We start from the raw sequence: 16,282 nt of genomic DNA, 5'->3' as shown, positions 1-16,282 counted from the left end.
TAGTGCCTTACGCGACCGGGTGAATGGTTTCACCGTGGTCTTTCACCGTACTGTTTTCGATTTCGATCTTGCTTGTGGCCTGCACATAGTAAGGCGCCTGGGTGCCGTTCCTTTTCAGGGACAGCACAAAGCCACGGTCGTCTGATCGGTCCCAGCTTTCCTGCTTGCCGCTATCGATTCCGAAGAATTTGGTGTCGCCGTCGCTACCCCATTTGTTGATCGAGGCTTCAATTTTTTTCGATGATTTGTTGGTAACGGTAATACCCATATCTATATTCCTTTTAGATTGAGGTTTATTTGATCTGGCTATTGACTGCTATCCAATGCTTGCAGTCGTTATGTTGTTCTATACAACTTAACTAGACCTGCCAGTCAATGAGGGTGAAGCGCACTGGAGTCTAGATACTATTTTGCTATCAGCAAGGCAGTGCTCAACAACATTCTTGAGTCTGTCCTTGATTTGACTACTTGCGTCCCGAGCCTTGAAGAGAGAAATGGCGCTATTCATCGCTGACTCGCCTTACTCAGATGGTTCGATCTATTCCGCGCTGGGCGGGCGGTGATGATCAAAAAGTCTTCATGCTCGCCCTGGCCTTCATCTGGGGCCGGAAGCTGTCCGATCGGGACGCAGAGATGGGGGAGCCGTCGCGGTGTCGGATCAGATAGGTCTGTTTCTTCGGGCCGCTGTCGTCCACTTACTCGAACCAGTTGTCGATCGGGCCGATCACCCGGTGTGATCAGATCTGCCGGAAGAAGTCCCGTGGGCTTAGCGCCATGCTCCAGATAGGGCCAACCGATATGCTGCCCATAACTGGAAATCTCCAAGCGTGACATAGGCGTTAACTGGATAACCTGGCTGAACGTCTCGAAGGCTAACTCAATCGCCGGCATCACCTGTTGTCGCGTCACAATTTGCAGATTCGCCAAACGTAGCGCGACCTATGACTGAGGACCGAAGACCAGGATCAACTGGTATATTGGCTGCGTGTCTGACCCACTTGGATTGCTTTCTAAAACACGGAGCGTGCTATGAAATTCGCAATCAATCTGCCGTTGTTATTAGTTGGGTGCACATTGTTTGGTGTGGGTATGGCGGGTGGAGGTAATTGGTTTTTGTTACCTGCCTGCCTCTTCATAGTGCTGGCTCTGATACTCAGAACAAGGAACTGAATCGCTGTAGCTCGCACCTTCGACTGCCTGGTATGAAAGGCGAGCGCCCCGGGTAGAGCATCGACCAATAAACGCAGTGAAAAAATCCGATGATCCTGGACCTGGCCATCTGGTAGTAGTGGTACCGTCTGCGCTGCAAAACCTGGAGCCTGCTAGATGAATCGTCAAAGCCCACCTCAGCCTGTCGCAACGCCTCTAGCCGCGCCAAGTACTGAAAACCCTGGCGTCCACCCACCTATCTGGCATCGCGGCACGGATTTACTGACCATTGGAAGCACGGGTGCGGCCATTTTGGGTTTCTGCTTTGTGGTGCTTGGGTTGTTGCCGGGCTTAGTGCTGACGATACTGGTCCTTCTCGGGTTCGAAGCGATGTCAGATGAACCAAACAGCGATGGGTCTAGCCTCACAACGTGGTTGTTCATCCAGCTCCTGTGTGGTTCTGTTGTGCTCATGGGGCTGGTCTTCGCGTGGATCTTCTCTGCGCCTAGAGTGCTGGCCTTCACGTTCGACGAAAACCAGCAATTGCTGACCCTCACGGTCACCCGTCGCGGTCGTAAGCCCACCGAAGTGCAGGTGCCATTTAGCGACATTATTTGTATCTGCCCTTACGTGCTCGCCAGTTATGACCGTCATGGCCATTTTAGCGTCGTGTGTCAGGGACCGAGGGACAAGGAGTTTGTATATCGATTGGCTGAGGATACTTCTCTGGAAGAAATGGAGTTTCACGCTGCGTGGTTGCGAGGAATAATTGGCTTACGGATGCAGGAACTACTGAATCTGGACAAATGAAGGAAGCGTGTCCAGGTGTTTCTTCGCCTCGATCCTGTGGTCAGCACCCTCGATTACGTCATAACCCCGGCGGGTACTGCATGGGCCGAATTGCTGCACCATCTGTACGGCTGGCCTGGGCGTGGAGCTTTCGATGGATTATCGACAGGCGGGTGATGCAAGCTCCAGCTTTTGCTACAGAACCTAGAAGCTTAATGATTGGTCTCTGCCCCGTTCTTTAGCTGCATAGAGCGCTTTATCGGCTTGAGCCAGTAGCACGTTAGACGGATGCCGCAGACCAAATGTATGAACTGAAAAGCCGATGCTTATGGTTAAGTATCCCGTGCTGGAGGCGGAGTGCGGTATTTTTAGATCCCGAACTCGTTGGCATAGCGTTTGGGCATACAGAGAGGCTTGCTCTTTGGTCATGCCATTGGACAGGATTACAAATTCTTCGCCGCCATACCTGGCTGCAAAGTCGGAGCCACGCTGAAAGGATTTATTCAAACTGTCAGCGACGCGTATGAGCGCTTCATCACCCGCTTGATGCCCATAAATATCATTGAAAGATTTGAAGTGATCAATATCAATCATGGCAAGAGTCAATGAGTCGCCATTGCGGCAGGCAATTTTCCATTGGATTTCGAACTGCGTATCAAAAAAACGGCGATTGTATATCCCCGTGAGTCCGTCTTTTATGGACAGTTGCTCGAAGTGTATTTTCATTTCCTCGAGAGACTGATGTTCGTCGCGAAGTTGCTGCTGTATAAGCATTCTCGATGTTACATCTTTTTGGATGCCGATAAAGTTGCTGACAGCCCCGTTTTCATCATGGATTGGCGATATGCTTAACTCATTCCAGAACATGCTTCCATCCTTGCGGTAGTTGCGCAAGGTTACGAGGCAGTACTCGCCTTTTTTTACCGCGTTGTGAATAAGCTCCAGTTCAGGTTGATCTCTGTCGTTTCTTTGTAGGTATCGACAGTTGATGTTGGTAATTTCTTCGAATGAATAGCCGGTCATCCGTTCAAAAGCAGGGTTTACAAATATCAACGGATTGTCATCAATGCAATTGTCGGAGATGGTGATCCCGTCTCGCGAATCCATAACCGCCTGTTTGAGTATTTCAAGCTTCATACATGATCCGTCAGTAGGAGCGAGGGATAAGGATTGTTTTCAAGTGTTGTAGTGTCGAGGCGTGACAATGGTTTGAGTGTTCTATTTTTTCATTGTAGTCGCTGAAAGACTCAATGCCTGTTTTTCTATGTCTTCTATAGTGATTACGATTGGGGGCAGTAAAAAGAGCTGCTGAAATGCCGACAGCTGCGCTGAGCTGCTTCAGAAGTGAAACAACATTGGGGGCTTGGCGCTATCTTTGCCAGCGACTTAACGCATCGCTTTTTTCTCGTGCGACCGCTTGACGTTCAGCAGGTGTTGACCATTTTTTAAATATTCATATTCGCTTTCCAAGGTAGAAAAGTACTCGCCTGAGATTGATGTCTGTACTTTTTTTCAGAAGGCTAATGCTTGGGGGTTGATCTAAAAGCGTGCAAGTAATGCGTTTCAACCCACCATGCGTATCTAGCCAGGGTGATAAAGACTTGCCGCAAAGCGAGCGGAGGCGAAGCTGATTATCGACGTGCAGTTATGAACAAGCGAGCTGTTCGAGTCGCACTCCACATCGGACAATTGAATTGAAAACAGTTCGCCATGGTCGCTAGCGCAATTGCCGTGGTGTTGCGTTCAGCATCTTTTTCATCAGTCGCCGCAGGGAGGTGGCGTCCCTGTATCCGACGTGTTCGGCAATGGTGTCGATTGAATATTTACTGTTTGCCAGCAGTTCTCGGGCTTTATTGGCCTGGACTCGCTGGATCAGCCGTAACGGGCTATAGCCGGTTGCCTTGTGGACGTGTCGAGACAAGGTCCGTTCTGACAAACCAAAGCTGGAGGCGAGTGCACTGACACTGATAGTCGCTGGTAGCGAGTCTTCAATATGGGCCGTCAACTGTGCGATCAATTCGTTCCCCTGAGCCATCATTGCCGGAACCATGAAGGGCGATTGTAGTTGCCTGCCATCTATCAGTAGTGCCCTTGCAACGGCATCTGCCAAAGCCGGGGAGAAGCGGCTTCGCAGAAGATGCAACATCAGATCACTATGACCCAGCGCTGCGCCCGCGGTGATCAATGGCGGGTCGATGATGACCATGCGATCGGCATCGACCTGGCACTCAGGTGCCCACTGCCGGAGCAAGGGGGCCAGCCACCAGGAAGTGGTCACACAGTGCCCGGCGAGCAGGTTCGCAGCCTGCAGGACGAATACCCCGGAACAGGATGCGGCTACGTCGCCTCCTGATTGCACGTGGGTGAGTAATGCCGGAATCAACAGGGCAATATCCGCCTGTTTCAATCGGTGTTCGAGTGTAAGGGCATCGGCGACTCCGATGCCGGGGATAATCCAGCAAGAGCGGTCATCGAATCGAGTGGTCAAGGGCTGAACGGCAATTTGCATGCCGTGGCCGAGGGTCACGCAATCCGTGTCCACCCCGCAGATCTGCCAGCGTGGTACAGCGGTGCCTTGTCGCTGAGCGATTACGGCTGCCGTCGAAAGGATGTCCAGAGTCAGGGCGACACTGGAGGCAAAGGCGCCATTGGCGACCAAAATCGTGAAGTCGTTCATTGGCTGATTATGCATGAAAGATGTCAAATCGGTCTCTGGTTGCAGTGTTGCATGACTGGCTTAATGACGCCTCCATTTCATCGAGCGTTAACCGGTATGCCAAATATTTTGATCAAAGTGCCTCAAGGTTCTTTTACTTCCGAGCAACAGGCACGGCTTTGCGAAGAGGTTACGAAAGTGGCCGTGGCAGTCGAACAAATCGGCGATGATCCTCGTCAACAGGGACTGTGTTGGACGCTCATTGATGAAGTGCCTGCAGGCTCCTGGACATGCGGCGCGATGGATATCAGCGCTCGGGCCATTCCCTGCATCGTGCAGGTCAAGGTTCCTGTTGGCGTGTTGAATGAGGCCATGCGAAGCGACTATGTAAAGCGTTTGCATCAGGCAGTCAGCCAGGCGCAAGCAGCCGGCGATCAACGGATCGTCATGACTTCTATCATCCTTGATGAAGTCAAAGATGGTTTATGGGCTGCGAATGGAGAGATTTGGCACTTGGCTGATTTCATTCAAGCGGCTGGATACCGACATCTGCAAGGGCCGGCATAGTAGAAGTGCACTGCATTTGGCCTATCCCGTTGTCGTTCGTGCATGAAGGACGTGTTCAAGGTCGTTGCTTGATCTAACCCAGCAATCTCTCGACGAGGCTGCTCTGAACATCATTTGTGAACAAGTTTGTGGCTGAGATACTGACCCTCCAAGTTGCGCTTTATCACGCGCAGGCGCGCTTGGAGTGTCGTACCGACAATGAGGCTTTGCACGATCTCAGAATAGCCGTCAGGAAGATTAGAAGCCTGTTGAAGCCATTTCGTTTATTGAATGAGGTTGCAGCTTTAAACAGCGCGGCAGCAGAAGTCGGCAGAGAAACGACCCCGGCCCGGGATTTGGAAGTGATGATCCTGGAGCTTCAGGAGAAGGGGGGGCGGGCTGGCGCAAACCAGAGCGTCTCGATTGGATTCAAGCTACGAAAGCATTCTCAATGGGTAGTCCATCAAGAACCTGTTGGTTCGGCTGGATAAATGGCCATCAAGCTTTCGCGTGATTGAGGCCAATGGCGATCTGATTGAAGCCGACCTGCGGCCTCTGAAGCAGGTCTGGACGGCACTGCAAAAGGCTGAGGTCCAATTGGTCAATCAGACAAAGCGGTCCCAAAACAAGCGGGCAAAAAAAAGCTGCCTTAGGTGGCAGCAGGAAAAAAAGCACGCTTTGTATGCGCAGTATTGCAGCTGAATTATTACAAAATGAAGATGTGGTTGATTGGGCAGGAGGAGCTCAGTCCCAAGACAGTGCCTTCAATGCTCTGTTAATGCTCAATGCCTATCGACTCAAGAGCATCGATTGGCGTGAGCTGGTTTTCGTGGGGCTTTTCCAGGATGCCTGGCAGTTGAGGAACTGCTGGCATAGCGGACTGTCTCTGGGATGAATCCAAAGAGGCTTGAGTGAGGCGCGATTCGCACCGACGAACTGTAGCTTGGGGGGATTGTCAGGCGGAACGCCTTAGAAGGGGGGGAGTTGCGGAAACGCCATGTGTCGGTGCGTCAGGAATGCCAAACCCCAGACACAAAAAAGCCCTGAAAAATCAGGGCTTTCTCGTTGAGATTTGGCGGAGGCGTAGAGATTCGAACTCTAGGACCTGTTACAGTCGGCGGTTTTCAAGACCGCTGCCTTAAACCACTCGGCCACACCTCCAGATCGCATTGCGGGCGCCATAATACCCGAATGAAACACACTGTCAAACTCTCTGCATCGCGAGTTACAGAGCCTCTGTTATGATCTTTGCCACTAAACGTTTCCCCCAACAGGAGTGTCGCCATGCGCGAACAGGATTACGCAGTTAACAACGGCGTGCAGGCCGAGCAGCTAGAGGTTAGCCGCGTCCTGCGCAACACTTACGGCTTGCTGGCTCTGACCCTCGCATTCAGCGGTGTCATGGCCTATGTGGCGCAGCAGATGCGCGTCGGCTACCCGAACATTTTTGTCGTGCTGATCGGCTTCTACGGTCTGTTCTTCCTCACCAACAAACTCCGTGACTCGGCCTGGGGCCTGGTCTCGGCCTTCGCCCTGACTGGCTTCATGGGCTTTTTGCTCGGCCCGATTCTCAACCGCTACCTGGGCATGCAGGGCGGCGCTGAAGTGGTCAGCTCGGCCTTCGCCATGACCGCCCTGGTGTTCGGTGGTCTGTCGGCCTACGTGCTGATCACCCGCAAGGACATGAGCTTCCTCGGTGGTTTCATCACCGCCGGCTTCTTTGTCCTGATGGGCGCGGTACTGGCCAGCTTCTTCTTCCAGATCAGCGGCCTGCAATTGGCGATCAGCGCCGGTTTTGTGCTGTTCTCCTCGGTCTGCATTCTGTTCCAGACCAGCGCCATCATCCATGGCGGCGAGCGTAACTACATCATGGCCACCATCAGCCTGTATGTATCGATCTACAACCTGTTCGTCAGCCTGCTGCAACTGTTCGGCATCATGGGTCGCGATGATTGATCCCTGGCGTTGAATCAATGAAAAAGCCCGCTTCGGCGGGCTTTTTTGTGTCTTCGAGAAAAGGGCGCCGGGTTCAGCGGGTCTGGACCTGCAGGCGCGCGGTGGCGATGGCTTCCTTGCTGACCTCGATGGAAAACGACTGCACCTCCACCTGCTGCTGTTCCAATTGATCAACCCAGCTGATCAGGCTGTTGAGCGGTCCTTCCAGGGCCAGGTTGATCCGGCCTGGGGCGTCATTGTCCATGCGCTCAAGGTTGAGACCGGCCTGGCTGCTGGAGCGAGCCAGCAGCCCGGGCAGGGCTTCGGCGGAAATCGCCATGGCGGTGCTGGACGGCGCGGTGGCGGGCAGTTGTTGAAGCTGATGATGCAAATCGGTTACCTCGATAAAACGTTGCTCTGCAAGCCTCAGCGCCTGCTGCTGTGGCTGCCAGAGCAGTAGATAAAACAGGGTCGCAGCGCTGAACAGGGCCAGCCCTTGAAGGGCCCGCTGCTCACGTTTGGCCAGGCGCTGCCAGTGCCCTTGGGATTGGCGGAGCAGGGTGGACAGGGGCGACTTTTTCCGTACGGCTTGGGTCACGTTCACTCCTTGATCTGCAACCGCGCGCTGACCCCTTGGGCGTCGCGTACGGAAGAGTCGGTGCTGGCGTCCAGGCCCTGGGCAATCAGGCCTTCGCGCAGTTGTTGAAGATCGGCAAAGGCCGGCGCGCTGATGTGCAGGCTCCAGCCTTCGCCGGCCTGGTAGTCGAGACGGTGGACCAGCGCCAGGGCGCCGTGGCTGGCGCTCCATTGGCCGGCCAGTTGCGACAGCTTGTGGGCGCTGCCGATGACCTCTTCGACCTCTTGCTGTTGCTTGGCGCGAATCTGTGCCGTCAGGTCGGTGGCCGGGCCTTCATCGGCAAAACGCTGTTGCCACAGGGCCAGGCTCTGTTCCTCAAGCCGGTCGCTCCGATGGTCCAGGTACCAGCGCTGGCCAGCGCTCTGCAGCAGTTGCGCGCCGCCGGCAATCAGCAGTAGCAGCAGGGCCAGGCGCCAGGGGGCGGCCTGTCGATGGCGCAGTTGGAACTCGCCCTGGCGCAGGTCGATGGCCTGTTGCGAACCCTGGCTCAGGCAGTCCCAGGGACGTTCGTCGGCTTGCCAGCCCTGGGTCTCGACTGGGTCCAGGGCCGGCGGCTGCGGCCCTTGCCAGTGCAGGTCCGCCGGCAGCAGCGGGGCCAGGCTGCCCAGCTCATCCGGTCCCAGGGCCTGGCGCAGCGGCGCACTGCCGCCCAGCAGCCAGCGGCCGTCCCAGGCCAGGGCTCGGGGCCGGTCCTGGGGCAGGCAATCAGCATCGATATGAATGCGCGACGGCTGCAACCCGTGCCTGGCCAGTTGTTCCAGGCAATAGCCCAGGCGCTCGCGATTGAGGGCCAGCACCGGGCAATGGCGTTTGTCCTTGAGCGGTCCGTGGGCCAGGTGCAGGCTGTCCAGCTCATCGATCAGTTGCTCCTCCAGGGCACTGTGCAGCGCCTGACGCAGCCAGCGACCGCTGCGTGCGGGTACGCTGACCTGATGATGGCTGGCCATTTCCATGGGCAGCAGCAAGGTCAACGGCTGTTGGTTCAGGTCCGCTGCGGCCTGTTCCAGGTTGCCCTGATGCAGGGGGCCGTCGGCCTGCCACCAGAAACAGCGCCATGGCGTCGCCCCGGTGGCGTGGGGGGAAAGATAAAGCCACTGGCTCATGTCGGTTTACTCGGTTTTCGATTGATCAGGAGGTGGGCTGGGCAGCAGCGTGCGCTGCTGAACCCGGACGTTCTCGGCATCCATTACTCGCAGGTCGCTGACCAGCCGCAGTCGGCGCAGGCCCTGTTCGACGTCGATGGTGGCGCGAAATTGCCGGCTGCTGACCCCCAGTCCCCGGGGGCTGATATCCCGCCCCTGGAGCATGGGATTGGAGAGAAAGGCCGCCACGTCGGGGTAGCCCTTGGCCGGACGTGAGCTGGCCAGGGTACGGGCGGTGGGCAGGTCGATGCCCTCGATACTGGCCAGCACCTCGGCGCGGGTGGTGTTGACGTTGATTGCACTGTTGCCGAAGGCGCCTACCAGGGGTTCGAGCTGTTGCAGGACCTGGCTGTCCACCTGGGGCAGTTGCCGCAGTTCACTGAGGTCGCTCAAGGGCAGCGGCATGCCGTCGCGATTGTTCTGGCCGATCAGCAGCGCCGGGTCATGGGCCCTGATGCCTTGCTGGGCCAGCAGGCGCTGGTAGCGCGCCCGCAGATTCAGGTCGTTGCCCTGACGCAGGCTGTTGAGGTTGAGCCGGGCACCGAGGTCCTCCAACTGAATGTGGATGCGCCCGCCGTCGATTTCGAACAGCGGCGCCGGTTGTGCCCAGTGCTGGCCCAGGTGGGTCACCAGCAGGCCGCCTTCACTGCGGGCGTCTTCCAGCAGTTGCTGGCGGGCCCAACTTTCACCGCTCAAGGCCAGATTCCACAGCTGTTGCTGTTGCAGCAGATTGCTACTGCTGTGCAGGTTCAGCCGTTGCCGAGCCAGCATGTTGCTCACCACCAGGGTCACCAGGGCGGTGATCAGCAACACGCTGAGCAGGGCCACGCCTCGCTGCCGGGCCGGGCTAGTCATGGCCGGGTTCCTCTTCGCTATCGAGGCCGCCGGGCAACAGGATTACCCGGCGCACCTGGGGATAGCCCGGGGCATCCAGTTCGATCTCCAGTGCCGCCGGCAGGCTCAGGCTCTCGGTGCCCACTGGCCAGTGTTCGTGGCCCTGGCCCTGGGCGTCGATAAAGCGCAACCGGGTCAGTTGCACGCCGCTCAGCAGTTGCTGCTGTTGGCGGGTGGGGCCGACGGCGCGCTCCTGGGCTCCGGGCTCGGCAATGGCTTGGGACAGGGCGCGGGTTTCCCGCAGCCAGACGCCGTCCTGCCAGCGGTGGCTGACCTGCAGCAGGTCGCTTCGGGCATAGTCCAGCGGGTTGTTCCAGCCGCCACGCACCAGGCGGACACCGTCGGGCTGGCTGATCAGTGCCTGGCTGTGGCTGGGATCATCGGTCAGGGGCTGGCGGCGGGCCTGGACCAGATCCCGCTCGAACAGACTCATGGCCCGTTGCAGGTCCCGCAGTTGCTGCTCATGCAAGCCGATGCGCTGGTCGCTGCGCAGTACCCGGTCGAGCAACTGATAGGTGGCCAGGCCCAGCAGGCTGAAGATGGCAATGGCCACGACCACCTCCAGCAGGGTGAAACCCCGTTGCTTCATGGGCGTGCCTCAATGTAGCCAAGCAGCCGCGCGCGGCTGTACTGGCGGGCGCGCTGCGGGCTGGATTCGGCGGAAACCCGCAGTTCGATCTTCAGCAAGCGGGTATCCGGCGCGGCCTCGACGTCACTCGACAGCCACCAACTGCGGCCTCCGAATTCGATGCGTTCTTGCGTAGAGCGCATGGACGGTTGCTGCATTGCGGTGCGCAGCTCATTCATGCGGTTGTCGGCGATCCACAAGGCCTGGGTGCGTTCGGCGAGGTTGGCGCTGTTCACGGCGATATGCTGCACCGCACTGAACAGGGCGATGGATAAGGTGGCGAAAATCGCCAGGGCCACCATCACCTCCAGCAGGGTGAAGCCCCGATCAGTCCTGGGTATCAAGTTGCGCATCCTGTATGCCGTCGCTGGAAAGACTCACCAGCGGCTGATTACGGTATTCGACCCACAAGGTGTAGGCGCTGGTTTCATCACTGGAGAGCACCAGCAGTTGCGGCAGGCCATCGCGCTGGCGCCCGCTGCCCAGGGCAGCCCCGGCTTCGGCCACTTCCAGGCGCAGGCGCAACTTGTCGGGCAGGCGGTGGGGGCGCAATTCAGGGTCCGCCACCCAGCGTCCACGGGCGTCCAGGCGCAGCACGCTATAGCCGTCAGGTTCGATGCGCAGACCGTAGTCGTTGTAGCTGAGCACCGCTTCCTGGCGCAGCAACTGCAGCAGCGCTTGCAGGCGCTGGGCTTCCTGGCGTGCCTGGCGCGGGCCGGAGTCGGGATTGACCAGGCCCACCAGGCCGGCAGTCAGAGCAATCAACAGGATCACCACCAACAATTCCAGCAGGGTGAAGCCCCGGGCGTGGCGTCGCTGCACCGGTCAACGGTCCCAGTTGCCGATTTCCGCGTTCAGGCCTTCGCCGCCGATCTTGCCGTCGGCACCGAACGAGAACAGGTCGTAGGCGCCGCCCCGAGTGCCCGGAACCCGGTACTGGTAGTGGGTGCCCCAAGGATCGATCGGCAGGCGCTTGAGGTAACCGTCGGGGTTCCAGTTACGGGCCGCTGGCGCGCCGCTGGGCTTGCTCACCAAGGCCTGCAGGCCTTGCTGGCTGCTGGGGTACTGGTGGTTGTCGAGCTTGTAGATGTCCAGGGCCATGGCGATGGCCTTGATATCGCTTTGCGCGGCCGAGGCCTTGGCCTGGTCGGGCCGGCTCATGATCTGCGGCACCACCAGGGCGGCAAGGACGCCGAGGATCACGACCACCACCATGATTTCGATCAGGGTGAAACCACGTTGTTTTTTAGCTGTGTACACGTTGGGGGCTTTCCAGATTCAGGTAATCAATTGGTTCAGGCTGAGGATCGGCATCAGGATCGCCAGCACGATGACCAGCACCGAGGCGCCCATGAACACCAGCATCGCCGGCTCGAACAGGCCCACCAGCAAGGCAATGCGGTTGGCCAGTTGTTGTTCCTGCTGCTGGGAGGCGCGTTCGAGCATGCTGTCCAGCTCGCCGGAGCGTTCACCGCTGGCGATCATGTAGAGCATCATCGGCGGGAAACTGCCGTTGAGCTCCAGCGCTCGGGTCAGGCTGATACCTTCGCGCACGCCTCGGACGATGTCTTTCAGACCGGTACGAATTTTCTGGTTGGCCACCACTTCACTGGCAATCGCCAGGGCGTCCAGCAGCGGTACGCCACTGCGTCCGAGAATCGCCAGGGTGCTGACAAAACGCGTGCAGTTGCTGGCCCTGACCAGGCCGCCGATCACCGGCAGGCGCAGCACCAGGGCGTGCCAGCGTTCACGGTTGCCCGGCTTGCGCAACGCGGCCCGTCCTGCGGTGATCCCGACGCCGATCAGGATCAGCAACAGCAGGCCGTAATCGCGCAGCACGGCGCTGCTGGCGATCAGGCCGCGAGTCAGCAGCGGCAGCTCCTGGCCGCTGTCGATGAACACCTTGATCACGTCCGGCACCACGAAGCCCAGGAGAAAACCGACGATGCTGATGGCCGCCACCATGAGGATGCTGGGGTAGAGCATGGCCAACTGAATCTGCTGGCGCGCCGCCTGGCTGGCCTCGGTGTAGTCGGCGAGGTTCATCAGCACCTGATCCAGGTGTCCGGAACGTTCGCCGGCGGCCACCGTGGCCCGGTACAGATCGGGAAAGGCCTTGGGGTAGCCGCCCAGGGCCACCGCCAGGCTGTAGCCCTCCAGGACTCGGCCACGTATGGCCAGCAGCATGCTTTTCAGGCGCTGCTTTTCACACTGCGCGGCCACGGCGGCCAGCACTTCTTCCAGGGGCAGCGAAGCCTGCACCAGGGTGGCCAGCTGGCGGGTCAGCAGCGCCAGTTCGGCGCTGCTCAAGCCGCCACCGGAGACCTTGGCGCTGCCGGTGCCACTGCTGCGCTTGCCTTGGCTGGCGCTGACCTTGAGGGCGATCAGTTGCCGTTCGCGCAGCATCTGCCGCGCCTGCCGTGGGCTGTCGGCTTCCAGCACGCCGCTGGTTTTTTTCCCGGCGGCGCACATGGCCAGGTATTCGTAGGCGGCCATCTTCAGTCCTTCTGGGTAACCCGCAGCAACTCTTCCAGGCTGGTCAGCCCTTGCAGCACCATGGCCTGGCCGTCGTCGAACAGGCTGGGGCTGTGCTGGCGGGCGTGATTCAGCAGTTCATATTCACCGGCGCCGGTGTGGATCAACTGGCGCAGGGTGTCGTCGAACAGCACCAGCTCGTAGATCCCCCGGCGACCGCGATAACCCGACTGCTGGCAGCTCGGGCAACCCACCGGGCGGTACAGCAGCGGTGCGCCAGCGGGGTTCAGGCCCAGGCGTTCGCAGGCCGCGGGGTCGGCGTCATGAGGTTCCTTGCATTCGGGGCACAGCAGGCGCACCAGGCGCTGGGCCAGCACGCCGAGCAAGGAGGTGCAGAGCAGGAACGGCTCGATGCCCATGTCCACCAGGCGAGTCACTGCGCCGATGGCACTGTTGGTGTGCAGGGTCGAGAGCACCAGGTGCCCGGTGAGGGAGGCCTGGACGGCGATTTCCGCGGTCTCGCGGTCACGGATCTCGCCCACCATCACCACGTCCGGGTCCTGGCGCAGGATGGCTCGCAGGCCCCGGGCGAAGGTCATGTCGACCTTGGCGTTGACCTGGGTCTGGCCGATGCCGGTGAGGTGGTATTCCACCGGGTCCTCGATGGTGAGGATATTACGCTCCAGGCTGTTGAGGCTGGCCAACCCGGCGTACAGGGTGGTGGTCTTGCCGGAACCGGTGGGGCCGGTGACCAGGAGGATGCCGTGGGGTTTGTGCAGGGCGTTTTCCAGGCGCTGGCGTACCTGCGGGTTCATCCCCAGGTGGCCCAGGTCCAGGCGCCCGGCCTGCTTGTCCAGCAGGCGCATCACCACCCGTTCGCCGTGGCTGGAGGGCAGGGTCGAAACCCGCACATCCACCTCGTGCCCGGCAATGCGCAGGGCAATGCGCCCGTCCTGGGGGATGCGCTTTTCGGCGATGTCGAGCTTGGCCATGACCTTGATCCGCGACACCAGCAGGGTCGCCAGTTCGCGCCGCGGGCGCAGCACTTCACGCAGCAGGCCGTCGACCCGCAGGCGCACCGACAGATGTTCCTCGAAGGCCTCCAGGTGCACGTCGGAGGCCTTGCTCTTGACCGCCTCGCTGAGGATCGCGTTGATCAGGCGGATGATCGGCGCGTCGTCTTCCTGTTCCATCAAGTCGGTGGTTTTCGGCAATTGGTCGGCCAGGCTGCAGAGGTCGAACTCTTCGTCGAACTGCTCCCCCAGGCCATCGGCCACCTGCTTGGCCCCGTCCTGGCCATCGCGATAGTGGGCCGCCAGGCGCTCGGCGAAGGCCTGTTCGTCGAGCACTTCACTGCGCAGGGGCGCGCCGTTGAAGCGGCGCACCTCGGCGATCACCGACCAGGGCGTATTGACCCGGCAATAGAGCACGGCGCCCTGGGCCTGATGCTCCAGGACCACGCCATGGCGCCGGGCATAGGCAAAGGCCAGGCGCGGACTTTCGATGGGCGTGATCATGGTTGCTGCGCGGCCTCGGTCGCCCGCATGTCGATCAGGCCCTGATCGCCGTCACTGTTGGCGTCGAACAGTTGGTGCGGGTTCTGCGGCAACTGGCCCCGGGTCTTGCCGTCCAGGGTGCGCAGTGAGCGCAGGTTGTTGTATTTCTGGGTGCTGAGCTTGTCGGCATTGCCGGTGTTGCGCAGCAGGGTCGGGCGCAGGAACACCATCAGGTTGGTCTTCTCGTTGACCTCCTTGCTGCTGCTGAACAGCTTGCCGACCCAAGGGATATCACCCAGCAACGGCACCTTGCTCACCTGGACCTTGATGTTGTCCTTGATCAGGCCGCCAAGGACGATGATCTGCCCGTCGTTGGCCAGAATGGTGCTCTTGACCGAGCGCTTGTTGGTGATCACGTCGCTGGTGCTGATGCCCGGCGGCGCGGCGGCCAGCTCGGAGCTTTCCTGTTCGACTTTCAGGCGCAGGAAGTTGCCTTCATTGATGTGCGGGGTGACCTTGAGGGTGATTCCCACATCCTTGCGCTCCACGGTGGTGAAGGGGTTGCTGGCACCGGCGGTGTCGGTGGTGTAGGAGCCGGTCTGGAAGGGGACGTTCTGGCCGACGAGAATTTCCGCCTGCTCGTTGTCCAGGGTCAGCAGGCTCGGGGTGGACAGCAGGTTGTTGTTGGAGTCGCTGGACAGGGCGGTGATCAGCGCGCCGAAGTTGCTGCTGCCGATGCCAATCACGGCGCCGTCCGGCAGGGTCGGGCTCTTGCCGCTCTCCAGGTTGCCCAGCAGGGTGCCGATGGTCATGCCGGCGCTGTTGAAGTTGCTGGCCGCGCCCCATTTGCCCCGGCCTCCGGCCCACTGCACGCCGAGGGCCTGGTTGATGTCGCCACTGACTTCGACGATGGCCGCTTCCACCAGCACCTGGGCGCGGGGCTGGTCGAGTTCGTCGATGATGGTTTCGAAGGTCGCCAGTTGTGCCGGCGAGGCCATCAGCACCAGGGCATTCTGGCTTTCGTCGGCGCTCACCAGCACCGGGTTGTCCTGCTTCTGGCCTTCACCGCGGCCGCCGGATTCCAGGCGCTTGCCGATGCCGCTGAGCAGCTCTTCGAGCTTCTTCGCGTCGCTGTGGTTGAGGCGCCGCACCCGGGCGTTTTCGCCGGCGTTGTTCGGCACGTCGAGGCTCTGGGCCAGGCGTTGCATCTGCTGGCGAATGGGCGCCGGGCCCACCAGGATCAGGCGGTTGCTGCGGGCATCGCCAATGGCCTTGGCGCTGGTCTGGGCACCGTTGCTGTCGGTCAGGCTGTCGGTCAGGGTCTTGGCCACATCACCGGCCCAGGCGTGCTTGAGCTGCAGGATGTTGAACTGGCGGCCACCGGCGTTATCCAGTTCTTCCACTACCTGGCGCACCCGCTGCACATTGTTGGCGCTGTCGGAAACGATCAGCGCGTTGGAGGTGGTGGACGGCGCCATGTAGGCATCCACCGCCACCAGCGGGCGCACGGCGGCGGCCACTTCGCTGGCATTGGCGTTGTGCAGTTCGATGACCTGGGTCACGAACTCTTCACTGGCTCCGCTGGCTTCGACATGGGCCTTGGTCTTGGCCTCGGCCACCGGCAGGATCAGCACCCGGTCGCCCTGGTCCATGGCCACATATCCCTGGCTGCGCAGGGCGGTGAGAAACAGCGAATAGATGCCTTTCTGGTCCATGGCGGTGCTGGACTGCACCGTCACCTTGCCGTTCAGGCGTGGGTCGAGAATCATCGTCTTGCCGGTGATCTGCCCGACTTCGTTGACCAGATCGCGCAGTTCCGCGTCTTTCATGTTCAAGGTCCACTGCTGCGCAAGGGGCAGTTTTTCAGTGGCGTGAAGGGGGCCGATCAGCGTGCCGAGGGCCAGCAGGGAACCTGCGATAAATGCTCGTTTCATG

At 59.7% G+C, this 16,282-nt stretch carries 18 protein-coding genes, 1 tRNA gene and 1 pseudogene; 5 read left to right on the top strand and 15 right to left on the bottom strand.

Annotated features, from left to right (window positions below):
• Window positions 1–7: 7 nt before the first annotated feature.
• Together P7C00_RS20665 and P7C00_RS20660 are read right to left on the bottom strand one after the other, a co-directional pair.
• Entirely contained in the window at window positions 8–268 is a 261-nt protein-coding gene (locus tag P7C00_RS20665; RefSeq protein WP_123725845.1) for a hypothetical protein, read from the bottom strand.
• A 287-nt stretch (window positions 269–555) separates the two neighbouring features.
• A pseudogene (locus P7C00_RS20660) lies at window positions 556–755 on the bottom strand (DUF159 family protein); the annotation flags it as partial.
• Window positions 756–1,326: 571 nt separating this feature from the next.
• Between P7C00_RS20660 and P7C00_RS20655 the strand changes: the two are divergent.
• On the top strand, window positions 1,327–1,959 hold the full coding sequence (locus P7C00_RS20655) for a hypothetical protein (RefSeq protein ID WP_346635227.1): 633 nt from the start codon (window positions 1,327–1,329) through the stop codon (window positions 1,957–1,959).
• 183 nt (window positions 1,960–2,142) lie between these two features.
• Here the strand turns inward: P7C00_RS20655 and P7C00_RS20650 are convergent, their stop codons facing one another.
• Together P7C00_RS20650 and P7C00_RS20645 are read right to left on the bottom strand one after the other, a co-directional pair.
• Window positions 2,143–3,075 (bottom strand): diguanylate cyclase domain-containing protein, encoded by a 933-nt coding sequence (locus P7C00_RS20650; RefSeq protein WP_346635228.1) that lies wholly within the window; start codon window positions 3,073–3,075, stop codon window positions 2,143–2,145.
• Between the two features lie 580 nt (window positions 3,076–3,655).
• Window positions 3,656–4,615 (bottom strand): GlxA family transcriptional regulator, encoded by a 960-nt coding sequence (locus P7C00_RS20645; RefSeq protein WP_404940058.1) that lies wholly within the window; start codon window positions 4,613–4,615, stop codon window positions 3,656–3,658.
• A gap of 96 nt (window positions 4,616–4,711) precedes the next feature.
• Between P7C00_RS20645 and P7C00_RS20640 the strand changes: the two genes are divergently transcribed.
• The 3 genes from P7C00_RS20640 to P7C00_RS20630 all read left to right on the top strand — a co-directional run bounded on the left by P7C00_RS20640 (window position 4,712) and on the right by P7C00_RS20630 (window position 6,035).
• A complete protein-coding gene (locus P7C00_RS20640; protein WP_346635374.1) occupies window positions 4,712–5,161 on the top strand; it encodes a tautomerase family protein in 450 nt (149 codons plus the stop codon).
• 116 nt (window positions 5,162–5,277) lie between these two features.
• Entirely contained in the window at window positions 5,278–5,631 is a 354-nt protein-coding gene (locus P7C00_RS20635) for a CHAD domain-containing protein (protein ID WP_404937258.1), read from the top strand.
• A gap of 191 nt (window positions 5,632–5,822) precedes the next feature.
• Window positions 5,823–6,035, top strand: coding sequence for a hypothetical protein (locus tag P7C00_RS20630; RefSeq protein WP_346635230.1), 213 nt, complete (start codon window positions 5,823–5,825; stop codon window positions 6,033–6,035).
• 178 nt (window positions 6,036–6,213) lie between these two features.
• On the opposite strand, the gene P7C00_RS20625 is transcribed toward P7C00_RS20630, so the two are convergent.
• Window positions 6,214–6,301, bottom strand: a tRNA-Ser gene (locus tag P7C00_RS20625).
• Between the two features lie 123 nt (window positions 6,302–6,424).
• Here P7C00_RS20625 and P7C00_RS20620 point away from each other — a divergent pair.
• Entirely contained in the window at window positions 6,425–7,096 is a 672-nt protein-coding gene (locus P7C00_RS20620) for a Bax inhibitor-1/YccA family protein (RefSeq protein ID WP_123725856.1), read from the top strand.
• A gap of 73 nt (window positions 7,097–7,169) precedes the next feature.
• On the opposite strand, the gene gspM is transcribed toward P7C00_RS20620, so the two are convergent.
• From gspM to gspD, 10 genes are read right to left on the bottom strand one after another with little or no spacing between them, the layout of a single operon-like run.
• On the bottom strand, window positions 7,170–7,673 hold the full coding sequence (gspM, locus tag P7C00_RS20615) for a type II secretion system protein GspM (protein WP_346635231.1): 504 nt from the start codon (window positions 7,671–7,673) through the stop codon (window positions 7,170–7,172).
• Window positions 7,674–7,675: 2 nt separating this feature from the next.
• Window positions 7,676–8,815 carry a type II secretion system protein GspL gene (gene gspL, locus P7C00_RS20610; RefSeq protein WP_346635232.1) on the bottom strand — a complete coding sequence of 380 codons (1,140 nt, stop codon included), beginning with the start codon at window positions 8,813–8,815 and terminating at the stop codon, window positions 7,676–7,678.
• 6 nt (window positions 8,816–8,821) lie between these two features.
• Window positions 8,822–9,709: a type II secretion system minor pseudopilin GspK gene (gene gspK, locus P7C00_RS20605; RefSeq protein WP_346635233.1), complete on the bottom strand. Its 888-nt coding sequence runs from the start codon at window positions 9,707–9,709 to the stop codon at window positions 8,822–8,824.
• Window positions 9,702–10,337: a type II secretion system minor pseudopilin GspJ gene (gene gspJ, locus P7C00_RS20600; protein WP_346635234.1), complete on the bottom strand. Its 636-nt coding sequence runs from the start codon at window positions 10,335–10,337 to the stop codon at window positions 9,702–9,704. The genes gspK and gspJ overlap by 8 nt, the downstream gene beginning before the upstream one ends.
• Window positions 10,334–10,729: a type II secretion system minor pseudopilin GspI gene (gene gspI, locus P7C00_RS20595; RefSeq protein ID WP_404937257.1), complete on the bottom strand. Its 396-nt coding sequence runs from the start codon at window positions 10,727–10,729 to the stop codon at window positions 10,334–10,336. The genes gspJ and gspI overlap by 4 nt, the downstream gene beginning before the upstream one ends.
• On the bottom strand, window positions 10,704–11,198 hold the full coding sequence (gene gspH / locus P7C00_RS20590; protein ID WP_346635236.1) for a type II secretion system minor pseudopilin GspH: 495 nt from the start codon (window positions 11,196–11,198) through the stop codon (window positions 10,704–10,706). The genes gspI and gspH overlap by 26 nt, the downstream gene beginning before the upstream one ends.
• Window positions 11,199–11,201: 3 nt before the next feature.
• Window positions 11,202–11,636, bottom strand: a complete 435-nt coding sequence (gene gspG, locus P7C00_RS20585; protein WP_346635237.1) for a type II secretion system major pseudopilin GspG — start codon at window positions 11,634–11,636, stop codon at window positions 11,202–11,204.
• Window positions 11,637–11,654: 18 nt separating this feature from the next.
• Complete coding sequence (gene gspF, locus P7C00_RS20580; protein WP_346635238.1) at window positions 11,655–12,872, bottom strand: type II secretion system inner membrane protein GspF; 1,218 nt, start codon at window positions 12,870–12,872, stop codon at window positions 11,655–11,657.
• A gap of 2 nt (window positions 12,873–12,874) precedes the next feature.
• Window positions 12,875–14,368 carry a type II secretion system ATPase GspE gene (gene gspE / locus P7C00_RS20575; protein WP_346635239.1) on the bottom strand — a complete coding sequence of 498 codons (1,494 nt, stop codon included), beginning with the start codon at window positions 14,366–14,368 and terminating at the stop codon, window positions 12,875–12,877.
• The gene (gspD, locus tag P7C00_RS20570; RefSeq protein ID WP_404937256.1) at window positions 14,365–16,281 is read right to left on the bottom strand and encodes a type II secretion system secretin GspD; all 1,917 of its coding nucleotides are present in this window, start codon (window positions 16,279–16,281) and stop codon (window positions 14,365–14,367) included. Before gspD ends, gspE begins: the two co-directional genes overlap by 4 nt.
• Window position 16,282 lies beyond the last annotated feature (1 nt).

The organism is Pseudomonas sp. JDS08PS003, from assembly GCF_045013505.1.
Classification (GTDB): Bacteria; Pseudomonadota; Gammaproteobacteria; order Pseudomonadales; family Pseudomonadaceae; genus Aquipseudomonas; species Aquipseudomonas protegens_B.
This window is presented reverse-complemented; position numbering and strand designations above follow the sequence as displayed.